This window comes from Streptomyces sp. NPDC000075 (assembly GCF_040301925.1).
In the GTDB taxonomy this organism is placed as follows: domain Bacteria; phylum Actinomycetota; class Actinomycetes; order Streptomycetales; family Streptomycetaceae; genus Streptomyces; species Streptomyces polychromogenes.
Genome location: NZ_JBEPFL010000004.1, coordinates 58142 through 73504, shown reverse-complemented (window position 1 = coordinate 73504; position 15363 = coordinate 58142). Strand labels below are relative to the sequence as shown.

General features: G+C 74.0%; 15 protein-coding genes. 7 read left to right on the top strand and 8 right to left on the bottom strand.

From position 1 onward, the window contains the following. The first annotated feature begins 126 nt into the window (after positions 1 to 126). Positions 127 to 330, top strand: coding sequence for a hypothetical protein (locus ABT403_RS06260; protein WP_344162991.1), 204 nt, complete (start codon positions 127 to 129; stop codon positions 328 to 330). Then, the gene (locus ABT403_RS06255; RefSeq protein ID WP_344162989.1) at positions 327 to 1181 is read left to right on the top strand and encodes a hypothetical protein; all 855 of its coding nucleotides are present in this window, start codon (positions 327 to 329) and stop codon (positions 1179 to 1181) included. The genes ABT403_RS06260 and ABT403_RS06255 overlap by 4 nt, the downstream gene beginning before the upstream one ends. A gap of 13 nt (positions 1182 to 1194) precedes the next feature. On the opposite strand, the gene ABT403_RS06250 is transcribed toward ABT403_RS06255, so the two are convergent. Beyond that, entirely contained in the window at positions 1195 to 2265 is a 1071-nt protein-coding gene (locus ABT403_RS06250; protein WP_344162986.1) for an FUSC family protein, read from the bottom strand. A 145-nt stretch (positions 2266 to 2410) separates the two neighbouring features. On the opposite strand from ABT403_RS06250, the gene ABT403_RS06245 reads away from it, so the two are divergent. Next, the gene (locus ABT403_RS06245; protein ID WP_344162983.1) at positions 2411 to 3073 is read left to right on the top strand and encodes a dihydrofolate reductase family protein; all 663 of its coding nucleotides are present in this window, start codon (positions 2411 to 2413) and stop codon (positions 3071 to 3073) included. On the opposite strand, the gene ABT403_RS06240 is transcribed toward ABT403_RS06245, so the two are convergent. Beyond that, positions 3070 to 4503, bottom strand: coding sequence for an FAD-dependent oxidoreductase (locus ABT403_RS06240; protein WP_344162980.1), 1434 nt, complete (start codon positions 4501 to 4503; stop codon positions 3070 to 3072). The two genes, ABT403_RS06245 and ABT403_RS06240, sit on opposite strands and share 4 nt — an antisense overlap. 70 nt (positions 4504 to 4573) lie before the next feature. Here ABT403_RS06240 and ABT403_RS06235 point away from each other — a divergent pair, with 70 nt between their 5' ends. Then, positions 4574 to 5224: a TetR/AcrR family transcriptional regulator C-terminal domain-containing protein gene (locus ABT403_RS06235; protein WP_344162977.1), complete on the top strand. Its 651-nt coding sequence runs from the start codon at positions 4574 to 4576 to the stop codon at positions 5222 to 5224. Further along, on the top strand, positions 5221 to 6627 hold the full coding sequence (locus ABT403_RS06230) for a pentapeptide repeat-containing protein (RefSeq protein WP_344162974.1): 1407 nt from the start codon (positions 5221 to 5223) through the stop codon (positions 6625 to 6627). Before ABT403_RS06235 ends, ABT403_RS06230 begins: the two co-directional genes overlap by 4 nt. A gap of 188 nt (positions 6628 to 6815) precedes the next feature. Here ABT403_RS06230 and ABT403_RS06225 read toward each other — a convergent pair whose 3' ends face one another. The 4 genes from ABT403_RS06225 to ABT403_RS06210 form a co-directional block, all read right to left on the bottom strand. Further along, a complete protein-coding gene (locus tag ABT403_RS06225) occupies positions 6816 to 7277 on the bottom strand; it encodes an ATP-binding protein (protein ID WP_344162971.1) in 462 nt (153 codons plus the stop codon). A 306-nt stretch (positions 7278 to 7583) separates the two neighbouring features. Then, positions 7584 to 8540: an acyl-CoA dehydrogenase family protein gene (locus ABT403_RS06220; protein ID WP_344162968.1), complete on the bottom strand. Its 957-nt coding sequence runs from the start codon at positions 8538 to 8540 to the stop codon at positions 7584 to 7586. A gap of 6 nt (positions 8541 to 8546) precedes the next feature. Continuing rightward, a complete protein-coding gene (locus ABT403_RS06215) occupies positions 8547 to 9701 on the bottom strand; it encodes an acyl-CoA dehydrogenase family protein (RefSeq protein ID WP_344162965.1) in 1155 nt (384 codons plus the stop codon). Continuing rightward, positions 9701 to 10903 (bottom strand): amidohydrolase family protein, encoded by a 1203-nt coding sequence (locus tag ABT403_RS06210; protein WP_344162962.1) that lies wholly within the window; start codon positions 10901 to 10903, stop codon positions 9701 to 9703. The genes ABT403_RS06215 and ABT403_RS06210 overlap by 1 nt, the downstream gene beginning before the upstream one ends. 143 nt (positions 10904 to 11046) lie before the next feature. Here ABT403_RS06210 and ABT403_RS06205 point away from each other — a divergent pair, with 143 nt between their 5' ends. Next, on the top strand, positions 11047 to 12630 hold the full coding sequence (locus tag ABT403_RS06205; protein WP_344162959.1) for an AMP-binding protein: 1584 nt from the start codon (positions 11047 to 11049) through the stop codon (positions 12628 to 12630). Positions 12631 to 12684: 54 nt separating this feature from the next. Here ABT403_RS06205 and ABT403_RS06200 read toward each other — a convergent pair whose 3' ends face one another. Together ABT403_RS06200 and ABT403_RS06195 are read right to left on the bottom strand one after the other, a co-directional pair. Next, positions 12685 to 13911, bottom strand: a complete 1227-nt coding sequence (locus ABT403_RS06200) for a zf-HC2 domain-containing protein (protein ID WP_344162956.1) — start codon at positions 13909 to 13911, stop codon at positions 12685 to 12687. After that, positions 13908 to 14486 carry a sigma-70 family RNA polymerase sigma factor gene (locus tag ABT403_RS06195; RefSeq protein WP_042816979.1) on the bottom strand — a complete coding sequence of 193 codons (579 nt, stop codon included), beginning with the start codon at positions 14484 to 14486 and terminating at the stop codon, positions 13908 to 13910. The genes ABT403_RS06200 and ABT403_RS06195 overlap by 4 nt, the downstream gene beginning before the upstream one ends. A gap of 267 nt (positions 14487 to 14753) precedes the next feature. On the opposite strand from ABT403_RS06195, the gene ABT403_RS06190 reads away from it, so the two are divergent. Continuing rightward, complete coding sequence (locus ABT403_RS06190; RefSeq protein WP_344162952.1) at positions 14754 to 15266, top strand: EF-hand domain-containing protein; 513 nt, start codon at positions 14754 to 14756, stop codon at positions 15264 to 15266. Positions 15267 to 15363: the final 97 nt, after the last annotated feature.

Genomic DNA, 15363 nt, shown 5'->3' with positions numbered 1-15363 from the left:
CCCCTCCCGCCCCTGCGGATCCCACCGGTCACCCGTTCCACTGGTCTTTTCGGCATGCGGTGAACGGGCGGCCTCCCCGTCCCTACGATGGGGGCTCCTCTTCGGGATGCGGGGTGGGAGATGACGATGAACAGTGGCGATCGGCGCCGTGTCTGGCTCGCGGCGCTGGCGACCCTGGCCGCGATCGCCGGGACGCTGGCCACGCTGTGGGCCACGGACACGATCGGCGGAGACAGGAACGAGTGCCGGAACCACGCCGTGTGCGGCCGCGACAACCAGACCAACTTCGGCGACAACTCGAACATGCCTACGAGGGAAGCCGGCAGATGAAGCCGCACAGCACCGTCGCCGCGCTGGCCCTGTGCGCCAATCTCCTGCTGTCGGGCTGTTCCACGAACGAGTGCTCCGGCGGGTCGGTGTGCGGAGCCGGCAACGCGGTCGGCCCGGCCTCGACCGCTGACTCCAAGGCTTCGGACACCGCGCCGTTGGCGTTCACCGTCGACGAGGTGAACCCCTGGGACAGCTGCGACGGTGGCGCCGGGATGGTCTTCTTGAAGCCGCCCGCGCTGGATGAGGCGGCAGCCGAACTGGGCCGCAACAAGGACGTCACAACCGCGGAGCAGTCAGCGGCGTTCTGGAAGCGGCTGGAGGCGTTCGGCAGCGCCCACGAGGCCGTCACCGCCGACTACGCGATCATCCACCTCCACGTGCAGGGAAAGAGCGCACGCGCCGTCACGGTGAAGAACATCACGGTCGAACCGCAGGAGACCCGGCCCCTCCCGAAGTCCGGCCTGCGCCTGAGGTACGACGGCGCCTGCGGTGACGCCAACATGAGCCGGTTCGCGGCCAACCTCGACAAACCGAAACCCACTCTCGAGTTCAAGGACGGCCAGAGCGACGCGGGAACGATGCGCGTGCGCGGCTTCCCCGTCCAGGTGTCGGAGAGCGATACCGAGAACTTCGTCATCGTCGCCTTCACCTCGGCCGGCGTGCACCGGTTCACGCTCTCGATCGAGTGGTCGAGCGGCGGCGTCTCCGGAACGACCGAGGTGAGGCGGGACGACAAGAAGGAGTTCACGGTGGCTTCGGGCAACGGCGGGCAGCAGTTCTTCTACGAACAGGACGGCACGTTCCAGCCCATCACCACCAGGATGAATCCCGATGACCCCTTCGCCCACTGAGCGCCACCGGGGCCTACCCGCGTCCGGCATCGCCCGGTGGGCCGGGGGCGGGGTCCAGGTCTTCGAGTACCTGCTGGAAGGGGCGGCGCAGGGCGACGGCGAGGGGGCGGGAGTCGGCGCGGGTGTAGGCGGCGAGTTCCGCGCGGGCTGCGGCGACGGCGGGCCGGGGGTCGGTGCCGGCCAGGGTGTCCTCGACGGCGCGCGCGGTGAGCGAGGCCAGGCCGGGCAGCCGGGCCCCCGCGCGCCGGACGTCGTCGGCGAGGTCCTCCCGCCCGGCGAAGGCGGCGACCTCCCGGGCCAGGGTGGTCAGGTGCGGGGCGGCCCCGTCCACGACGGAGACGGAGCGGGCCTGCCGGGCCACCGCCTCCCGGTGCCGCCGCCGCAGGGGGTTGAACCGCATGGCCCGCTCGGCCTCGCGGGCCCGGGCGGCGTCGGCATGCACCGCTTCGACGTGGGCCCTCACCAGCGTGAGGTTGTCCCGGGCGGCTCCGGGCCCGGCCGCCAGCGCCGCCGCCGTCCCGTTCAGGGCCCGGGACACCCGCAGCCGGCAGTCCTCGGCGATCACGGCCAGCACCCGGTGGGGGTCGGGCGGCCACAGCCACGGCGCCAGCAGGACGGTCACGACCCCGCCGAGGACGGTCTCCCAGACCCGGTGGAACGCGTACGCGTCCGGGGAGTCGTTGGCGAAGACCAGCAGTGAGGACGCGGCGACCTGGATGTTCAGCCCGCCCCCGGCCCGCAGCACCATCCCCGCGCCCAGCCCCAGGGCGACCACCAGCGCCAGCGCGAGGGTCGACAGCCGCAGCACGTTGACCACACCGATCCCGATGAGCACCCCGGCCACCACCCCGAGCGCCCGCTGCACCGACGCGCCCAGCGCCGTACCGGGATCCCCGCGCAGCGCCACCAGCGGCACCACGGCCGCGTAGACCGGCGGCTGGTCGGCCCCCAGCCACAGCGCGGCCTGCCACGCGACGGCGACGCTCACCACGATCCGCGCCGCCCCCGGCCACTCGGCCCGCACCACACCACCGAGCCGGGAGGGCCGGGAGAGCCGGGAGACTCCGGAGAACCGCTCACGCACCGGCCCAGCCTGCGCCGCCCGTACGCCCGGCCGCCCCCATTAGGCCGAAGGCGGCATGTCCGCGCGTCGCCCCCGGCCCGCACCGATGACTTCCGCCCTCCCCGGCAGTCTCACCTCCAGCGGCCGACGACGACAGGAGCACCCCATGCCCACCCCCACCCCCGCCCCCCTCCTCCGGGCCTGCAACATCAACGTCACCCGGGACGGCTACGGCGCCGGCGAGAACCAGCGCCTGGAACGCCCCTTCGGCGACGGGATCGACCCGGGGGTCCTGTTCTCCTGGGCCGGCGCCACGGCGAGCTGGCCCAACCGCACCGAGCCGGGCGGCAGCCGCGGCCTGGACGACTACTTCACCCGCGACTGGGGCCGCAACATCGGCGCGGAGATCATGGGCGCCAACAAGTTCAGCCCCCACCGGGGCCCGTGGCAGAACCACGACTGGCAGGGCTGGTGGGGCGACGAGCCCCCGTTCCACACCCCGGTGTTCGTGATGACCCACCACCTGCGCCCGTCGTTCACCCTCTCCGACACCACCTTCCACTTCACCGACGCCGACCCGGCCACGGTCCTGGCCCGGGCGTTCGAGGCGGCCGACGGCAAGGACGTCCGCCTCGGCGGGGGACCGTCCACGATCCGTGAGTTCCTCGACGCGCACCTGGTCGACACCCTCCACGTCGCCGTCTCCCCGGTGGACCTCGGCGCGGGCTCCCGCCTGTGGAAGTCCCCCGAGGAACTCCTCGACCGCTTCCACATGGACGTGGTCCCCAGCCCGAGCGGGGTGACCCACCACCTCTTCTGGCGCCGCTAGGGCCTGCCCTCAACCTCCCGCACGGCCCCCACCCGGGCCGCGTACTCCTCCGCCCCCTCGGCCGTCTCCCCCGCCCAGCCCACGTACCCGTCGGGGCGTACGAGGAACACCCCGTCCCCGTACGCGCCGTACGACGGGATCCGTACCGTCCGCGCGCCCCGTACGGACGCCTCGGGCGCCGGGCCCACCAGCAGCAGGGTCCAGTGCGGCCCCCGGAAGGCGTCGAAGAGCCGGGCGCCCTCCCACGCCCCGTCCGGGGCCCGGTCGCCGGCGCGCAGGGACTCGGCGGGGAGGGCCGTACGCGTCTCCACCGCCAGGGACGAGCCCCGGTAGCCCAGGCCCAGCTGCCGCGTGGCCGCGCCGCGGCGGGCCTCGCCCCGGTGGATCCGCGTCGAGAGGCCGAGCACGTCCGCGGCCACGGGCAGCCGCTCCTCCTCGTACGTGCCGAGCAGCGACTCCCGCGCCGTCCCGCTCAGCACCGCCGCCAGCTTCCAGCCCAGGTTGTAGGCGTCCTGCACGCTCGTGTTCAGCCCCTGCCCGCCCGCCGGCGAGTGCACGTGCGCGGCGTCCCCGACGAGGAAGACGCGCCCTTCCCGGAACCGGTCGGCCATCGCCGCCCGGGGCCGGAAGTCCGAGGCCCAGCGGACCTCCGTCACATCGGCCGGGTCCAGGTGCGACCGGGCGGCGATCACCGCGCGCAGCCCCTCCAGGGACAGGTCGATCGCCGGGCCGCCCTCCGGCATCTGCGCGGCGACCTGGAAGTCCTCGGTCCCGGCGAGCGGGCACAGGGCGAGGAAGCCCTGGCCCTCGGCGGGCGGGAAGACGTGCCAGTTGTCGCGGTCGAGGCCGGTGATGCGCACGTCGGCCACCAGGACCGGGTCCGGGTCGACCGTCTCCCCCGTCATCCCGATGCCGAGCAGGCGCCGCACCGTGGACCGGCCGCCGTCGGCGGCGACCGCGTACCGGGCCCGTACGGGCGGCCCGGCGGCGAACTCGGCCGTCACCCCGTCCTCGTCCTGCGTGAGCCCGACGAGCTCGCGGCCGAAGGCGACCGAGCCGCCCAGCTCGGTGAGGCGGGCGAAGAGGATCTCCTGGGTGCGCCACTGCGGGACCATCCAGGGCTCGTGGAACGGCGAGCCCTCCTGTACGTCCTCCTCGTCCCACATCCGCTGCTCGCCGAGCCGCCGCCCGTCCTGCCAGAGCATCCGCGTCGGGTACGGGCCGCCCGCCGCGAGGATCGCGTCGAGCACCCCCAGGTCGTCGAAGACCTCCAGCGTCCTGGGCTGGATCCCCTTGCCGCGCGACCCGGGGAACAGCCCCGCGGACCGCTCCACGACGAGGGCCCGTACGCCCCTGCGGGCGAGGTCGGCCCCGAGCGTCAGCCCAGCAGCCCCGGCCCCGACGACCAGCACGTCCACGTGCACACCCATGACGATCTCCTTAACGGTGTTAAGTTCCTGACTCCGGAACCATGCACTTAACGCTGTTAAACTGTCAAGCGTGGCTACCCGCAGATCCCCCAAGCTCGACAAGACGCAGGCCGTCGACACCTCCCTGCGCCTGCTCAACGAGGTCGGTCTCGACGGCCTCAGCCTCCGCGCCATCGCCAAGGAGCTGGACGTCCAGGCGCCCGCCCTCTACTGGCACTTCAAGAACAAGCAGGAGCTCCTGGACGAGATGGCCACGGAGATGTACCGCCGCATGACGGCGGACTCCCCCCTCGCCCCCGGCCTCTCCTGGCAGGACCGCCTCCTGGCCGTCAACCGCGGCCTGCGCACCGCCCTGCTGCGCTACCGCGACGGCGCCAAGGTCTTCAGCGGCTCCCGCTTCACCGGCACCGAGCACGCCGTCCAGATGGAGGCGAACCTCCGCGCCCTCACCGGGGCCGGCTTCACCCTCCAGCAGGCCGTCCGCGCCACCACCACGGCGTACTTCTTCACCCTCGGCTTCGTCACCGAGGAGCAGGGCGTCGAACCCCTCCCCGGCGAACGCCGCGAGGGCTTCGACGTCGCCGAACGCGCCGAACGCCTCGCCGGGCACCCCCTGGCCGCCGCGGCCGGCGCGGACCTCTTCCAGGACTACGACCAGGGCTTCGAGGAAGGCCTCGCCCTGCTCCTCGACGGCATCGCCGCCCGGTACGGGATCGCGTGACGGCGGGCCGCGCCTACGGGTTCCTCACCGTCGCCCGCCCCCGGCCGGCGGCCCTCGCCCGGGCCCTCGGCGCGGTGTTCGCGATCGGCGAGGGGGCCGTCGAGACCGGGCCCGAGGGCGAGCCGGACGGCTGGCGGTGGGACACGCCGGTCCAGTGCGGGTACGAGTGGTTCGGCCCGGGGGACATCGCCTGCGCCCTCCACGTCTACGCCGGCCCCGCCGTCCCGGACCCGCCGTCCGAGGAGACCGTCGCGCGGGCGCTGGCCCGGGAGCTGGGCACGGCGGTGCTGACCGGGGCGGGGACCCCGCCGTGGATCATGCGGGTCCTGACCCCGGCGGGCGGATCGACGTACGCGCGGACCGAGGACCTGGACGGGGAGGACCGCCCCGGGCTCCGCGTCACGGCCGTACAGGCCGGCGTCGCGGCACTCCCCCACGTCCCGGTGCGCGGCCTGCCGGAGGTGGTCCGCGCCCTGCCCCTCGCGCCCCGGGACACCGGCCCGCGGCTGTGGCCGTGGGCCGACCTGGTCTGCCGGATGGAGGCGGGGTGGCCGCCCCTGCGCTGGTACGGGGCCGACATGTACCGCGAGGACCTCAGGGCCCGGGACGGCCTGCGCGACCTGGAGGGCGACCCCCGTCTGGAGGCCCTCGACGCCCGCTTCCGGGCCGTCACCGTCGACGACGGCGGCGGGGAACTCGGCGCCGACCCGGCGTCCGCCCCCTGGTACCGGCGCCGCCGGCCGGCCGTCCTGCCCTGGCGGGTGCTCCTGCCCGCCGACCCGGAGGCGGCCGACTGGCTGTGGAAGTGGGTGGAGGACGGGGCCGAGGGCAAGCCCGGCGGCGTCGACCTCTCCTCCCTCGACCTGAGCGGCGCCGACGTGAGCGGGGCGGACTTCTCCTCCTCCCTCTTCTGCGGGACCGGCCTGAGGGGCGCCCGTCTCACCGGCACGGAGTTCCACCGCTCCCACCTCCAGGGCGCCGAGCTCGCGCACGCCGACGCCACCGGCGCCCGCTTCGTCCGGGCCGACCTCGACGGGGCCGTCCTGCGCGGCACGGTCCTGGACGGCGCCGACCTCACCCGCGCGGACCTCCACGGGGCCGACGCCCGCGGTGCGAGCCTGCGCGGCACCCGCCTCCTGGGCGCGACCCTCCTGGACACCGACCTCCGCGGCGCGGACCTCACGGGCGCGGAACTCGGTGAGAACACCTTCGGGGTCACCCTGGACGACACCACGACGGTCACGGGCCTGAAGGGCACCCTCACAGGCCCCGCCACCCTCATCCCCGCCCCTGGGGGCGCCCCCGCCCCCCTGACGGGCCCCGCCCTGGAACACTGGCTCAACTCCCGGGGCGCCGCCGTCCGCGTCACCGCCTCCCTGCGGGCGGGAGCCCCGTCCCCCTGACGGCGAAAGCCCTTCGGCCGGCCGCCGGACCTGCGGGTGGCGGCGTGCGTTCGTGCGCACCCCGAGCGCGGCACGGCAGCCGCCACCCCACGACCCGCACTCGTCAAGGCACAGGACCCTTGGCGTCCCCTCGCGACGAATCGCTCACCACCAGGGTGATCAACAGGTGACGAACCGTCAACACCTCGTTAGAGGTACACGCGCGGTTCCCGTTTCAGCACGACTTTTTTCGGAGCCGCCGAGGGGCCCGGCGGGGCCTGTGTCACCGCCCGGTCGATCTCGCACCAGATCCGCTTGCCCGCGCCCTCACGCTGCCAGCCCCACCGGTCCGCGAGGCCGTCCACCAGCTCCAGCCCGCGCCCGCCCGTGTCCTCACCGCCGGCCTGCCGGCGGGCCGGGGCGCGATCGCTCGCGTCGGCGACCTCCACGCGCACGCGCGGACCCCCGAGGAGCATCCGCAGCACGGCCGGACAGCCCGTGTGCACGACCGCGTTCGTGACCAGCTCGGAGATGAGCAGGATCAGCGTCTCCGCGAGCGGCTCGTCGTCCCCCATGCCCGACCCCGCCAGCCGGGACCGCGCCCAGCGCCGCGCCCGGCCGACCTCGGCGGGGTCCGGTCCTACCTCCAGCTGTACCTGAAGCACCTGCACCGCTCACACCATCCGAACCGGCGGACACTTCGCCTCGCGACAGGACGGGATCACCGACTGTGATCCCCGTGCCGAGCAGCATGGTTGACGTACAGTCACCGCAACAAGCGCTTCGGGCATATTCCAGCGCGAAGGAGTAGGTGTGGTGCATACTGTGCGGCGCTCCCGCCGCTCAACCACTCGCATCATGGGAGCGTATCGTGACGCACCCCCGCCCCCGGGCCGCATCGGGGCAGGCGAAGGACACAAACCGATATCAACTCTCCGTAATCGGACATGAGTCCCGCGTCGTCCCTCCCGTAACAGTCAGTCAGCCAACGCGCCGGCCTCCTCCGCCAGGCGGGTGGCCAGGAGTTCCTCCGCCTGCGCCACCGTCCGCCACTGCTCGGCCCGCACCCAGGCCCGCTTCAGGTGCAGGTGCACGTCCGCCTCCCAGGTGAAGCCCATGCCGCCGTGGACCTGAAGGCAGTCCCGGGCGCCCCGCACCGCCGCCTCGTCCGCGAGGAGCTTCGCCCCGGCGATCTCGGCCGGATCGGCCGTCACCGCCGCCGCGTAGACCGCCGTACGGGCCACCTCGGCGCGCACCAGCATGTCCGCGCACAGGTGCTTGACCGCCTGGAAGCCCCCGATCGGCTGTCCGAACTGCTCGCGCTCCCCGGCGTAGCGCACCGCCAGCTCCACCGTCCGCAGCGCGCCGCCCAGCTGGAGCGCCGCCGTCAGCAGCGCCCCCGCCTCCCGGAACCCGGACGGCGCGGGCACCTCCCCGGCGCACCGCCACAGCGGGGTCAGCGGGTCCACCGAGCGCACCGGCTCACCGGCGGGCAGCCCGGACGCCCCGAGCACCGCGTCCGCCTCCCCCAGGTGGGCCACCAGCGGCCCGCCCAGGTCGAAGGCCGTCACCACCGCCGAGCCCGACGCCGCCCCCGGGACCACTCCGGCCGCCAGGTGCGTCGCCACCAGCGGCCCCGGCAGCAGCGCCCGCCCGGCCTCCTCGAAGACCAGCACCGCCTCCGGCAGGCCCAGCCCCACCCCGCCCTCGGACTCCGGGAGCCGCAGCGAGAAGAACCCCGCCTCACCCAGCTCCCGCCACAGCCGCCGGTCCACGACCCCGCCGCCCGGGCCCGCGGCCGCGCCGCCCCGGCCGGCCGTACCCTCGGCCGCGGACACCGACTCCCGCAGCGCCTCCCGCCCGTACCGGCCCGCGAGCAGGTCGCGGATGCCCGCCCGCAGGTCCCGCTGGTCCTCCGTCAGCCGGAAGTCCACCTCCGCTCACCGCCCCTTCGGCAGGCCGAGGATCCGCTCGGCGACGATGTTCCGCTGGATCTGGGAGGTCCCGGCCGCGATCGTGTACGAGAGCGAGGAGAGCCGCTCCGGCGTCCACTCCTCCTCCAGGGACAGGGCGTCCGCCCCCAGCACCTCCGCCGCCGCGTCGTACAGCTCCTGGCGCGCGTGCGAGTAGGCCAGCTTGAAGACGCTGCCCCCGGTGCCGGGGACCCCGCCCGAGCCCTGGGCCTCGCTGACGTTCCACTGCGTGAGCCGCCACAGCGCGCCGAACTCCCCGTACAGCCGGCCCAGCCGGCGCCGCAGCACCGGGTCGTCCCAGCGGCCGTTCGCCCGCGCCGCCCGCGCCAGCGCGCCCAGCGTGCGGCGGCAGGCGACGACCTCGCCGACGAAGGCGGTGCCCCGCTCGAAGGACAGCGTCACCATCGTGACCCGCCAGCCGTCGTTCTCGGCGCCGACCCGGTTGGCGACCGGCACCCGGACCTCGTCGAGGAACACCTCCGCGAACTCGGCCGAACCGGCGAGGGTGCGCAGCGGCCGCACCGTGACGCCGGGCGCGTCCATCGGCAGGGCCAGCCAGGAGATCCCCTTGTGCCGGGGCGCGGCCGGGTCGGTGCGCACCAGCAGTTCGCACCAGTCGGCGACCTCGGCGTGCGAGGTCCAGATCTTGGAGCCGGTGACCACGTACGCGTCCCCGTCCAGCACCGCCCTCGTCCGCAGCGACGCCAGGTCGGAACCGGCGCCCGGCTCGCTGAACCCCTGGCACCACACCTCCTCCCCGCGCAGCACCGGCGGCAGCCAGCGCGCCCGCTGCGCGGGGGTGCCCTCGGCGGCGATGGTGGGGCCGGCGTGCAGCAGCCCGACGAAGTTCGCGCCGACGTACGGGGCGCCGGCGCGCTCGGTCTCCTCCAGGAAGATCAGGTGCTGGGTCGGGGTGGCCCCGCGCCCGCCGGCGTCGACGGGCCAGTGCAGGCCCGCGTACCCGGCGTCGTACAGCCGGCGCTGCCAGCCCAGGTCGTACGCGCGGCGGCCGGGCCAGTCGTCGGGCGAGGGCCTGGGCGGCAGCTCGGGCAGCACCTTGCCGAGCCACTCGCGCAGCCGGGCCCGGAACTCCCGTTCCTCCTGCGAGTACGCCAGGTCCATCAGCGGTCCTCGTCGAAGGACAGGCCGAGCATGCGGATGGCGTTGCCGCGCATCAGCTTGTAGACGGTCTCGTCGTCCAGGCCCTTCACGTGGTCGAGGGCGACGTCCTTGGTGTGCGGGAAGGTCGAGTCCACGTGCGGGTAGTCGGTCTCGAAGGTGGCGTTGTCGCGGCCGACGACGTCCAGCGAGGCGATGCCGTGCTTGTCGCGGAAGAAGCAGCAGTAGATCTGCCGGTAGTAGTACGTGGACGGCGGCTCGGGGATCAGGCCGCGGACCCCGCCCCAGGCGCGGTGCTCGCGCCAGACGTCGTCCGCGCGCTCCAGGGCGTACGGGATCCAGCCCATCTGGCCCTCGCTGTAGGCGAGCTTCAGCGCCGGGAACTTCACCAGCACCCCGCTGAAGAGGAAGTCCATCATCGAGGCCATGGCGTTGTTGAAGCTGAGGGAGGCCTGGACGGCGGGCGGGGCGTCGGGGGAGGCGGCGGGCATCTGGGAGGAGGACCCGATGTGCATGTTCACGACGGTGCCGGTCTCCTGGCAGACGGCGAAGAAGGGGTCCCAGTAGCCGGAGTGGATGGACGGCAGCCCCAGGTGGGTGGGGATCTCGGAGAAGGTCACGGCGCGCACCCCGCGGGCGGCGTTGCGGCGGATCTCGGCGACGGCGAGGCCGATGTCCCACAGGGGGATGATGCACAGCGGGATCAGCCGGCCGCCGCTGTCGCCGCACCACTCCTCGACCATCCAGTCGTTGTAGGCGCGCACGCAGGCGAGGGCGACCTCCTTGTCGTGGGCCTCGGCGAAGGTCTGGCCGCAGAAGCGGGGGAAGGTGGGGAAGCAGAGGGAGGCCTCGACGTGGTTGAGGTCCATGTCGAGGAGCCGGGCCTTGGGGTCCCAGCAGCCGCGCCGCATCTCCTCGCGGGTGATGCCCTCCAGGGTCATGTCGTCGCGGTCGAAGCCGACGGCGGCGATGTTGCGCTTGTACGGGAACTTGAGGTCCTCGTAGATCCACCAGTCCGTCGGCGGGCCGTCGGGGTCCATGGAGATCACGTACTTGCCGCCGGTGTACTCCAGCTCGCCGATCCCGGCGGTCAGGGGCTTGGGTCCGCGGTCGCGGTACTTCGCGGGCAGCCACACGTCGAAGAGGTGGGCGGGCTCGATCACGTGGTCGTCGACGCTGATGATCCGAGGCAGTTCCAGTGCCATGCGGGCTCCCCAATCTGATGGATCGTCAGAAACAAGCTAGCCCCGCCACCCCTGGACCGACAAGCGCCGGAGCCCTACGCTCTGCCCTTGATCTGACTCACCGTCAGCTGGCTGCGGGCCGGCACGCCCAGGGGAGGTCCGGGATGACGACAGCGGACGACGCGGCCAAGGCCGTCGCCACGGAACTCGGCCGCTCCCGCACCCTCTGGGAACTGATCGCCCGCCGCGCCGGCCTCACCCCCGGCGCACCGGTCCTCATCGAGGCCGCCGAACGGCCCGCCGGAGCGCAGGGGCCCACCGACCGCACCCTCACCTTCGGCGCCCTGCGCGACCGCGCCGAACGCGTCGCCGCCGGCCTGTACGGCATGGGCGTCCGCCCCGGCACCGTCGTCGCCTGGCAGCTCCCGACCCGCATCGAGACGGTCCTGCTGTCAGCCGCCCTCGCCCGCCTCGGCGCCGTCCAGTCCCCCGTCATCCCCTTCTACCGCGACCGCGAGGCCGGCTTCGCGCTCCGCGAGTCCGGCGCGGAGTTCTTCGCCGTCCCCGGCACCTGGCGCGGCTTCGACCACACCGCCATGGCCGCCCGCCTCGGCGCGCGCGGGGTCTTCGAGGCGTACGAGGACCTGCCCGACGGCGACCCCGCCGTCCTGCCCCCGCCGCCCGCCGACGGCACCGCCGTCCGCTGGATCTACTGGACCTCCGGCACCACCTCCGACCCCAAGGGCGTCCTGCACACCGACCGCTCCCTGATCGCGGGCGGCTCCTGCCTGGCCCACGCCCTGCGCCTGAGCCCGTCCGACGTCGGCTCCATGGCCTTCCCGTACGCGCACATAGCCGGGCCCGACTACACGGTGATGCTGCTGCTGTACGGGTTCCCGGCGGTGCTCTTCGAGAAGTTCGCGATGCCCGGCGCACTGGACGGCTTCCGCCGCCACCGGGTCACCATCGCGGGCGGCTCCACCGCCTTCTACTCCATGTTCCTCACCGAGCAGCGCAAGGACCCCGCCACGCCCCTCCTCCCGAGCCTGCGCCTGCTCGCGGGCGGCGGCGCCCCCAAGCCGCCGGAGATCTACCACGCGGTGGTGCGCGAGCTGGGCTGCCAGCTCACCCACGGGTACGGCATGACCGAGGTCCCGATGATCACCATGGGCTCCCCGGACGACACCCCGGAGAACCTCGCCACCACCGAGGGCCGCCCCCCGGAGGGCATGTCCATCCGCATCACCGCCCCCGACGGCACCCCCCTGCCCGCCGGCACCGACGGCGAGGTGCGGCTGCGCGGCGAGGCGGTCTGCCGGGGCTACCTGAACCAGAAGGACGCCCCGGACGTCTTCGACGCCGACGGCTACCTGATCACCGGCGACCTCGGACACCTGACCCCCTCCGGCCACCTCGTCCTCACCGGACGCAGCAAGGACGTGATCATCCGCAAGGGCGAGAACATCTCGGCGAAGGAGGTCGAGGACCTGCTCCACCTGCTCCCCGGCGTCGGCGACGTGGCCGTCATCGGCCTCCCCGACGAGGAGCGCGGCGAGCGCGTCTGCGCGGTGGTCGAGCAGCCGCCGGGAGCCGCCCCGCTGACCCTCCCCCAGATCACCGCCCACCTCCGCGCCCAGGGCCTGTCCCCGCACAAGCTGCCCGAACAGCTGGAACTGGTCGACGCCCTGCCCCGCAACGACGCCCTGCGCAAGGTCCTCAAGTACCGCCTGCGCGAGCGCTACTCCTGATCCCCGGCGCCGGTGGGCGGCTCCGGACCCCCGGAGCCGCGTACGCGCGTCGCGCTACAGCCGGCTCAGCGAGGCCGCCGCGAAGAGGACGTCGCGGATCGCCTCCCGGTCGCCGGTCTGGCCGACGGCGGCCTCCTCCGGGGAGATGTGCCCGGCCGCCAGCTGGCAGAACTCCAGGCCGTCCAGCGCGACCTCCGCCACCGTGTGGTCCCGCGAGGGTTTCGCCGCCGGGGAGTCCAGGGCGATGTCCCAGCCGCCCCCGCCCGCGCCCTCGATCTCCAGGTGCAGGGTGCGCCCCGGAGCCCCCGCCGCGACCAGCCCGCGCGCCGGGGCCGCCAGCCCCGAGCGGCGGCGGCCGGCCAGGGCGCCGGGCAGCAGCCGCGCCGCGAGGTCGATCATGCGGTGCAGGTGCGGGCCGGACGGCGGCTCGTACGGGTAGTCCACCGCCTCCGCGATGTCCCAGGCGTGCACCCAGCACTCGAAGGCCCGCTCCAGGAAGGCGTCCCCGAGCGGCAGCGTGAAGGCCCCGTAGTCCACGGCCAGTTCGGCCACGCCCCGGCCCGCGAAGGAGACCGTACGGACCAGGGTGTGCCCCTGCTCCCGCCAGGGTTCGCGGACCTTCCGCGACGCCGGGGAGCCGGCCGAGTTCCAGAAGTGCTCGGTACGGCCGGTGGGACCGCCCGGCGGGGCCTGCGGTCCGAGGGGGTCGTCCAGACCCAGCGCGGTGGCGACGAGCCCGTCGACCGTGAGCAGGTGGCCGATCACCCCGGCCACCGTGGTGTGGTGGCTGCGCCGGCGCTCCTCCTCGAACCATTTGAGCCGCACCGGGGTGTCCCACTCCGACTCCCCGAAGTCCCGCAGCAGGGCGTCCAGCCGTGCGGTCTCGGTGTCGTACGGGTTCGCCCACACGGGTACGGGGATGCGCGCCGGGCGCTTGCCCAGGCAGTCCTCCAGCACCCGCGAGCGCAGCAGCGGCTTCAGGTCGAGGCTCTCCTCCGGGTGCAGCAGCCCGACCGCGTCGCGCAGCCGCAGCGCCTCCTCGGCGCAGGGCGCGCACTCGGTGAGGTGGTCCTCGACGGCCTGGGTCTCCTCGGCGGAGCAGGCGGCCAGCGCCCACGCCCCGAGCAGGGACTTCAGTACCGCGTGCGAGGGCGGCGCGGGCGGCAGGACGGCGGGCGCTTCGAGGTCGTCACCGGCCGCCCGGGGACCCGGTATCCGCGCGGATCCGGCCGCCGGGGGCTCGTACGCGTCGTCGGGGGTGTCATCGGTGGGTCCGGTCATCGGGTGGTTCCGTATCCGCGTGGGCCGTATCCGGGCGGGGCGGTGTCCTCCCTCGGGAGGACGTTGGCGGTCGACAGCAGCTGGAGCCCGAGGCGCAGCCGGCGCCGCGCCTCGTCCTCACTGATCTGCAGGTCGGCGGCGGCCTGCCGGTAGTCGCGGCGCTTGAAGTACGCGAGTTCCAGGGCGGCCCGCAGGGGTGCGGGCATGGAGGTGACGATGTAGTCGGCGCGGGCGGCGGCGTTGGCGCTGCGCACCTTCTGTTCGAGCTCCTCGCGCGAGCCCCGGCCCAGTTCGGCCTGGCGCAGCCGGGCCACGGCCTGGCCCTGGGTGATCCGGGCGACCCAGGAGCGCATGGAGCCCTGCTTGGGGTCGTAGGCGTCGGGGTTCTCCCAGATGTAGCCGAAGACCTCGCGCGTGATGCGGTCCGCGGCCTTCTCGTCCCCGAGCACCCGGTGGGCGAGGCTGTGCACGAGTGAGGCGAAACGGTCGTAGAGCTCCCCGAGCGCGGCGGCCTCACCACGGGCGAGACGCTGCTGCATGCGGCGGTCCCAGCGCGGTGGAACGTCCTTCGCCATGGTGCCTCCAGCCGTGTGTCGACCCGTCAAATGTAGTGGGCACCGGCCGGAGCGCGCCTGTTTTGGGGGAACTCCCCCGGAACGGGGACGTCCGTGATAGCCGCACACACGTACGCGCCCCGCCGCGCTCCCCGTGCGCGGGTTCGATGCGGCCACCTCGTTGCCCGCTTCGCTTAACGCGCAGGCCATCGAGGCCTTACGCTCCTGCCTGTCTTGATCTGCACCGCAGGTTTACCCCGACGCACATGTGAAGGCGGAACGCCGAATATGGACAGCGCAGAGTACGAGCGCAAGATCGCCTCCCGATTCGCCACCTTCGACCAGGACGGTTCCGGCTACATCGACCGCGAGGACTTCAGTACGGCGGCGAAGGCCGTGCTGGCCGAATTCGGTGTCACCGCACGCTCGGACAAGGGTCAGGCCGTCTTCGCCGGTGCCGAGGCGTTCTGGCAGGGGATGGCCGGGATCGCCGACGTGGACGGGGACCAGCGCGTGTCCCGCGAGGAGTTCGTGACCGGGGCGGCGAAGCGGCTGCGGGACAACCCGGAACGGTTCGCGGAGATCGCCCGGCCGTTCCTGGCGGCGGTGGTCGCGGTGGCGGACGAGGACGGCACGGGCGCGACGCCGGAGACGGCGGCCCGCGTCCTGCGCGTGCTGGGCACCGCCCCGGAACTGGCGGCCCACGTGGCGGCGGCCCTGGCCGGCGCCGACGGCCGCATCGGCGAGGAGCAGACCCTCAGGGCCTTCGCGGCCTACTGCGGAGTCGACCCGGACGCCTGATCAGCCCCGCCGGCGTTTGAGGCGAATCGTGCAGCCCCGCCGGCGCTTGGGGCGGAAACGGAGAAAGGGCGGGGCGGGGAACAGCACCGCGCAGCGG

What these genes read in the sequence shown, in the direction of transcription:
- ABT403_RS06200 (WP_344162956.1), bottom strand. Translation starts at nt 13,911, where the DNA reads ATGACCGGACCCACCGATGACACCCCCGACGACGCGTACGAGCCCCCG.
- ABT403_RS06245 (WP_344162983.1), top strand. Translation starts at nt 2,411, where the DNA reads ATGCCCACCCCCACCCCCGCCCCCCTCCTCCGGGCCTGCAACATCAAC.
- ABT403_RS06190 (WP_344162952.1), top strand. Translation starts at nt 14,754, where the DNA reads ATGGACAGCGCAGAGTACGAGCGCAAGATCGCCTCCCGATTCGCCACC.
- ABT403_RS06260 (WP_344162991.1), top strand. Translation starts at nt 127, where the DNA reads ATGAACAGTGGCGATCGGCGCCGTGTCTGGCTCGCGGCGCTGGCGACC.
- ABT403_RS06195 (WP_042816979.1), bottom strand. Translation starts at nt 14,486, where the DNA reads ATGGCGAAGGACGTTCCACCGCGCTGGGACCGCCGCATGCAGCAGCGT.
- ABT403_RS06205 (WP_344162959.1), top strand. Translation starts at nt 11,047, where the DNA reads ATGACGACAGCGGACGACGCGGCCAAGGCCGTCGCCACGGAACTCGGC.
- ABT403_RS06255 (WP_344162989.1), top strand. Translation starts at nt 327, where the DNA reads ATGAAGCCGCACAGCACCGTCGCCGCGCTGGCCCTGTGCGCCAATCTC.
- ABT403_RS06240 (WP_344162980.1), bottom strand. Translation starts at nt 4,503, where the DNA reads ATGGGTGTGCACGTGGACGTGCTGGTCGTCGGGGCCGGGGCTGCTGGG.
- ABT403_RS06215 (WP_344162965.1), bottom strand. Translation starts at nt 9,701, where the DNA reads ATGGACCTGGCGTACTCGCAGGAGGAACGGGAGTTCCGGGCCCGGCTG.
- ABT403_RS06210 (WP_344162962.1), bottom strand. Translation starts at nt 10,903, where the DNA reads ATGGCACTGGAACTGCCTCGGATCATCAGCGTCGACGACCACGTGATC.